Below are 6,494 nucleotides of genomic sequence, written 5' to 3'. Positions count from 1 at the left end.
CACAGAAAACCGAGCAGCAACTTTGCGGATCGATTCTTGATTGACCAGGTGTGCTGCCACAATCTTTTCTCGGAGATCCACTGAGTAGGCTTTCATGCGTCATCTATCCCTTGGCTTGCTCATCTCTCCTGTAGTACCTCATTTCATCGATAAGTGCTGTAACAAGCAAAATGAGATGGATTACGACAAAATTCTAATTAGCAAGTCATTGTGTGAAGTTCCTGAATTCCACATAATTGGGTATCAACTCCACTAACTTTTGAAGGAACGACCGCAGAGATGAAAATGAATTTTTGGGCGAAATCTTTGGCCGCAACTGCCTTGATCGCCACCACAGGAGCCATCACCGTCATCAAAGCAGGGACGGGGCAGTCCGTCCAAGCTCGCGAAGCCCAAACGGCGCAATTGGCTACCACTTGCAAGATGGCCAATGAAGCTGAAGTTGCGGCCTTGTTTGATCGCTGGAACCAGTCACTACAAACAGGTGATCCTGAAAAGGTGGTTGCTAACTATGCGGCGCGATCGATTCTATTGCCGACGGTTTCCAACAAGCCGCGCTTGACTCCTGCCGAAAAAGCCGATTATTTTCACCATTTTCTAGAAAATCAACCCTCGGGCAAAATTGATCTGCGGATGGTTGATATCGGTTGTAACTACGCGATCGATGCGGGACTTTATACCTTTACCTTTGCCAAAACCGGCGCAACGGTGAAGGCTCGCTACAGCTATTCTTACCGTTGGGATGGTTCACAATGGCTGATCACCAGCCACCATTCCTCAAAAATGCCTGAGTAATAATCCCGAGTCATTTTGGGTTGAATTCCAATCAACCGTAGTAGCGCGGCTGCCTTAATTTACTGGGTCAAAGTCGCGAAGTCAGTCGTCGTAACAAGGGACTTGAGCATCTTGCTGCCTAACGATCTGGTGACGGCAACAGTCGTTTGATTTGACCTATCAAAATAAGCTTGACGTGCTAGTAGGGGCAGGTTTCAAACCTGCCCTTACCAGTACTTGGGGTTGGCGACTATCGCCGTTACAGCAATTCGCGCACGTCGGTGACGGAACCGGTCACGGCCGCCGCTGCCACCATCGCCGGACTCATCAGCAAGGTGCGACCGCTGGCGGAACCCTGACGGCCCTTGAAGTTGCGGTTCGAAGAAGAGGCGCTGATTTGGCTGCCCTGCAACTTGTCCGGGTTCATGGCCAAACACATGGAGCAACCCGCTTCCCGCCACTCGAACCCGGCGGCCTTGAAGATTTCGTGCAAGCCTTCCGCTTCGGCCGCTTGCTTCACGGATTCGGAGCCGGGGACGACAAAGGCGGTGATCCCTTCGGCCACTTGGCGACCTTGGGCCACCTTGGCAGCTTCCCGCAGGTCGCTGATCCGGCCGTTGGTGCAACTGCCGATGAAGCAGACATCCACCTTGGTTCCAGCGATCGCCTGGCCCGGGGCCAGTTGCATGTAGTCGTAGGCTTCCTTGGCGATCGAGCGATCGCCCTCGTCCAGTTCATCGACCGTCGGGATCGTTTCTGTCACGCCGATGCCCTGACCGGGCGTGATTCCCCAAGTGACGGTCGGTTCAATGTCCGCCGCATCGAACACCACCACATCGTCGTATTCAGCATCCGCATCGCTGCGAACACTCGTCCACCAAGCCACCGCCGCATCCCAATCGGCTCCCTTGGGGGCAAACTCGCGCCCTTGCAAATAATCAAACGTGATTGGGTCGGGGTTCACGTAGCCGCAACGCGCGCCGCCTTCGATGCTCATGTTGCAAACGGTCATCCGTTCTTCCATGCTCATGGCCTCGAAGGTCGTGCCCGCGTATTCGTAGGCATAGCCCACGCCGCCTTTCACACCCAGCTTACGGATGATGTGCAACACCACGTCTTTGGCGTAGACTCCGGGGCGCAGGTTGCCATTCACTTCCACACGGCGCACCTTCGGCTTGGTCATGGCCAGGGTTTGGGAAGCCAGCACATCGCGCACTTGGCTGGTGCCGATGCCAAAGGAGATGGCCCCAAATGCGCCGTGGGTGGAGGTGTGGCTGTCTCCGCAGGCGATCGTCATGCCCGGTTGGGTCAGACCCTGTTCGGGGGCAATCACGTGGACGATGCCTTGCTTACCGGAGCCGATGTTATAGAACCGAATGCCGAATTCTTGGCAGCTTTGCTCAAGGGCCACGATCATGTCCTCGGCCAGGGAATCCACGAAGGGCCGCTGGCGTTGTTGCAATTGGGTGGGGACAATGTGATCAACGGTGGCCACGGTGCGGTGGGGAAACGGCACTTTGAGACCCCGCTCGCGCAACATGGCAAAGGCTTGGGGGCTGGTCACTTCGTGGATCAGATGCAGGCCAACGAACAGTTGGGTTTGGCCCGAGGGCAATGTGGCGACGGTGTGCAAATCCCAAACTTTGTCGAAGAGGGTTCCTTGGCTCATGACGGTCGATCACTCTGTGGTGGGTGTATGTATCTCTCAGATTTAGGACTAGCGCGATAGTCTACTCAGACAAGGGGCTTAAGTCCCTTGTCCTAGTGCTGCTGATTGCCCCAGTGCTGCTGGGGGTGCGTCAGTCCGATGGGGTAAACGGATCATCGACGGGCAACTTGCCGGGCCGATTCAGAGGTCTTATTCTATCGCGTTGCTGACAATCGCCCGTTGATTGGCTTGGAGGCGATCGCGGTTATGGATACAGTCACAGATATAGTCACGAATCAGACCCATCACCATTCGCAGGGGCGCATGACCGTCAGCCCTTCAGCATTCCATGAAAACGATGACTCCTGATTCACCCGATCGCCCTGTGGTCACCGATCAAAGCCGATCGGAACGGTTGCGTGATTGGCGATCGCCCCTGCGATATCCGGGGGGGAAACAAAAAGATTTGCCGATTTTTACGCAATACTTTCGATCGGCTAAGGAATATCGGGAGCCGTTTTTAGGGGGTGGCAGTGTGTTGCTCCATGCGATCGGGTCGCGGGTGGCGCAAGCATTTTGGGCGAATGATGCGAATCCGTTGTTGATGGATTTTTGGCAGCAGGTGCAAACCGATGCGATCGCCCTGGCCCGGTTGGTGCGATCGCTGCGGGATGACTACGACGGTGAGCGGCGCAAGTGCGATCAATGGGTGGAATTTCGCGATCGCTATCAACAAAAACTGGCGGACTTACCGGGCGATCGGCTCCATAATGCGGCGCGATTTTTTATTTTGAATCGCAGCACCGCCAGCGGCCTCACGGAATCCGGCGGCATGACGGCGGCGGCCTATTGCGGTCGATTCACGGAGTCCAGCATTCAACGGCTGGAAAATTTGCAAGGTCGGTTGGCGGGGGTGCGCTTGACCCTCGGTGACTATCAGACGCTAATTCATGCGCCCGGTGAAGATGTGTTTATTTTTCTCGATCCGCCCTATTTTTCCGCAGAACAATCGCGGCTTTATGGGCGATCGGGCGATTTGCACAAGGGGTTTAATCATCAACAATTGGCGGCAGCCCTGCGCGATTGTCCCCACAATTGGCTGATGACGATCGATAATTGTGAAGCAATTCAGGATCTCTATCCGGCCGATTGGGCGGATTGTTTACCCTGGACAAAGCCCTACAGCATGACCAACACCCAAGGCAGGCGATCGAAGGCCGGTCAGGAATTATTAATCGCCAAAAAAGGTCTGATCCAATTCTGACGAGTGTGGTTTAGATCAATTTCTATTCTTAATGGTTATTCCCGATCGCCCATGGCTGCCATTCCGCCAAATCCTGAATTTTCTGAGTCAATGGAAGGGCCGATGGATCGACCCACCGATGTTGATGGGAGTGGCTTGGATCGCGGCGATTTTGAGAGTGATGATTTTGAGGGCGATGATTTTGAGAGCAACGATCGCCTAGACGAGTGGGATGCGGTCGATCGGGAATTGGATGCGGCGATCGAGTCCTTGGCGGATTTAGATGCGGAGTTGGCCTATCGCCAAGCCCGATCGGCCCTGCGATCGCTGATGGAGCGGTTGGACTTGACCCCCCGGGAGCGATCGGGTCTGGAGCCAGATCTGGAGGGTTTGGCGCAAATGCTGGACAAGCTGGAGGATCAGCGGGTTCAAATTGCCGTGTTTGGGGCCGTCAGTCGCGGCAAGTCTTCCTTGCTCAATGCCCTGTTGGGGCGATCGGTCTTTGAAACGGGCCCCACCCACGGCGTAACCCAATCCAGCCGGAGCATTCATTGGACAGTGCCGTCCAGTTTAGGCCAAGTGGAACTGGTGGACACGCCGGGCATTGATGAAGTGAATGGGGCGGCGCGGGCGGCCCTGGCGCGGGAAGTGGGGCAAGCATCAGATCTGATCCTGTTTGTGGTGGCCGGGGACATGACCCAAGTGGAATGCGAGGCCCTGTCTCAGTTGCGGGAAGCGGGAAAGCCGATTCTGCTGGTGTTGAACAAGATTGATCAGTTTCCCGAGGCCGATCGACAGGCCATTTACGAAAAGATTCGGGACGATCGGGTGCGGGAGTTGCTTTCGCCTGATGAGATTGTGATGGTGGCGGCGGCTCCCCTGGTGGCCCAGGCGGTGCAGCGGCCCGACGGGACGATCGCGGCAGATTTGCAACGGGGCGCGCCCCAGGTAGAAAGTCTGAAGCTGAAAATTTTGGAGGTGTTGGCAAGGGAGGGCAAGGCATTGGTGGCCCTGAATTCTTTGCTTTATGCCCAAGCAGCGGGCGATCGGATCCTGTCGCGCAAGTTGGCCCTGCGGGATCGTTCTGCCGATCGCCTGATTTGGAATGGCACGATTGCCAAAGCGATCGCCGTGGCAGTGAATCCCGTGGTGGTGTTGGACTTGGTGGGGGGCGCGGCGATCGACCTGGCCACCATTTTGGCCCTCTCGCGGCTTTACGGAATTCCCATGGGCCAACGGGGCGCGATCGCCCTGATGAAAACCATCGCGATCGGGCTAGGTGGCCTCAGCGCCGGAGAATGGATCGCCCGGTTGGGCCTCAGCGCCCTCAAGGGATTTTTGGGCCTGTCCACCGTCGCCACCGGCGGGATCACCACCGTGCCCTATCTGTCGATCGCCGCCACCCAAGCCGCGATCGCCGGAGTTTCTTCCTACGCGATCGGCCAAGCAACCAAAACCTACCTAGCCAACGATGCCTCCTGGGGCCCCGATGGGCCCAGGGCCGCGATCGGGCGGGTGTTGGCCACCTTGGATGAACAGTCGATCGTCAAACGCATTGAGGCAGAACTGTGGGCCAAGCTGGGCCGGCCAGCGGTTCCCGATCCCTTTGGTTCTCGGTAGGAGCCACTTTCAACCTCAACAACAGGATTCCCCGGATTCGCGATCCTAGGATTCCCGATCGGGCGAGGGTGGCTGGGCCGTGCCTTGGGCCGCTTCCACCGCCCGCACCGCATCAATCAGACCTCGCACTTGGTCAGTGCCCTCGGATTTTTCAAACGTGAGCGGCATTTTGCCCCGAGCCACCATCCGCCAGCCCACCGGAGCCAAACTGGCCAGCCCTCGCCAATCGCGTCCCGAATTGCCAATGACCCGAATGGCAAACTGACGCTCATCAATCCAGCCCCCCTCGCGCACCATCTGCACCAGCGTCTGGCGGTGGCGTAAGGGTCGTTCGATCGCCTCGCCGGTCGTCGCCGCCTGTGCCAACAGCACCGACTTAATGCGCGAGATGCGATCGAGCGGGTTCACCTCCATCGGGCAAACCTCATTGCAAGCAAAACAGCGCGTGCAACCCCAAACACCGCTGCCATCCTCACCCAACTGGCTTAAGCGTTCCGCCGTTGCCCGATCGCGCGTATCGTCCACCAACCGCTGCGCCTTCGCCAGGGCTTGGGGCCCCGCAAACTGCGGATTCACCATCACCGCGTTGCACTCCGAATAGCAAGCCCCGCAAGCAATACAGTTGCCCGCCTGCTCCAACAAGGCCCGCTGATCCGGCGTTTGGCGCGTTTCCCGCAAAGGTTGATCTGGAGGTTGATCTAGAGGTTGATCTAAAAGTTGATCCGTCTGGCTTACCTGGTTTGCCTGGCTTGCCTGGCTTGCCTGATTTGTTGAGACTGGCTGATTTTGCTGGAGCGATCGCTCCTGGGCCGCCGCCACTTCCGCCGCCGCTAACTGCTCCGCCCGGCTCACCGATGGGTGAATTGATTCCAACCGGGCCCAAAACGGCTGCAAATCTACCACTAAATCTCGAATCACCGGTAAATTGCCCATTGGAGCCACGGTGATCACCGGTTCGTCATGCTCATCCGTCCCGATCGCCCGGGTCAACATCTCCGAGACATTTTCTTTACAGGCCAGGCGCGATCGGCCATTAATCTGCATGGCACAACTTCCGCAAATCGTATTTCGACAATTCTTGCGAAAGCCAAGACTGCCATCTTGCTCCCACTTGATGCGATTCAGGCAATCCAGAATCGTATTTCCGGGTAAAACATTGTCGAGGCGATAGGACTGAACCCGAGGAGACGATCCGGGTTCCCGACGCAT

Annotated in this window: 5 protein-coding genes; 3 read left to right on the top strand and 2 right to left on the bottom strand. The window is 57.0% G+C overall.

What is annotated here, in order from left to right; translation table 11 throughout:
* Window positions 1-423: 423 nt before the first annotated feature.
* A complete protein-coding gene (locus VPK24_RS00930; RefSeq protein ID WP_393009910.1) occupies window positions 424-795 on the top strand; it encodes an SgcJ/EcaC family oxidoreductase in 372 nt (123 codons plus the stop codon).
* Between the two features lie 238 nt (window positions 796-1,033).
* Here the strand turns inward: VPK24_RS00930 and leuC are convergent, their stop codons facing one another.
* Window positions 1,034-2,443, bottom strand: a complete 1,410-nt coding sequence (gene leuC, locus VPK24_RS00925; RefSeq protein ID WP_393009886.1) for a 3-isopropylmalate dehydratase large subunit — start codon at window positions 2,441-2,443, stop codon at window positions 1,034-1,036.
* 328 nt (window positions 2,444-2,771) lie between these two features.
* On the opposite strand from leuC, the gene VPK24_RS00920 reads away from it, so the two are divergent.
* Window positions 2,772-3,686 (top strand): DNA adenine methylase, encoded by a 915-nt coding sequence (locus VPK24_RS00920; RefSeq protein WP_393009884.1) that lies wholly within the window; start codon window positions 2,772-2,774, stop codon window positions 3,684-3,686.
* Window positions 3,687-3,737: 51 nt separating this feature from the next.
* The gene (locus VPK24_RS00915; RefSeq protein WP_393009882.1) at window positions 3,738-5,285 is read left to right on the top strand and encodes a GTP-binding protein; all 1,548 of its coding nucleotides are present in this window, start codon (window positions 3,738-3,740) and stop codon (window positions 5,283-5,285) included.
* Window positions 5,286-5,330: 45 nt separating this feature from the next.
* Here the strand turns inward: VPK24_RS00915 and VPK24_RS00910 are convergent, their stop codons facing one another.
* Window positions 5,331-6,494, bottom strand: a complete 1,164-nt coding sequence (locus VPK24_RS00910) for a 2Fe-2S iron-sulfur cluster-binding protein (protein ID WP_393009908.1) — start codon at window positions 6,492-6,494, stop codon at window positions 5,331-5,333.

It is taken from the genome of Limnothrix redekei LRLZ20PSL1 (genome assembly GCF_043235035.1).
Classification (GTDB): domain Bacteria; phylum Cyanobacteriota; class Cyanobacteriia; order CACIAM-69d; family CACIAM-69d; genus CACIAM-69d.
Note: the sequence above shows the minus strand (reverse complement) of the source record. Positions and strands in the feature narration are given on the sequence as shown.

What these genes read in the sequence shown, in the direction of transcription:
- VPK24_RS00920 (WP_393009884.1), top strand. Translation starts at nt 2,772, where the DNA reads ATGAAAACGATGACTCCTGATTCACCCGATCGCCCTGTGGTCACCGAT.
- leuC (WP_393009886.1), bottom strand. Translation starts at nt 2,443, where the DNA reads ATGAGCCAAGGAACCCTCTTCGACAAAGTTTGGGATTTGCACACCGTC.
- VPK24_RS00910 (WP_393009908.1), bottom strand. Translation starts at nt 6,494, where the DNA reads ATGCGTCGGGAACCCGGATCGTCTCCTCGGGTTCAGTCCTATCGCCTC.
- VPK24_RS00930 (WP_393009910.1), top strand. Translation starts at nt 424, where the DNA reads ATGGCCAATGAAGCTGAAGTTGCGGCCTTGTTTGATCGCTGGAACCAG.
- VPK24_RS00915 (WP_393009882.1), top strand. Translation starts at nt 3,738, where the DNA reads ATGGCTGCCATTCCGCCAAATCCTGAATTTTCTGAGTCAATGGAAGGG.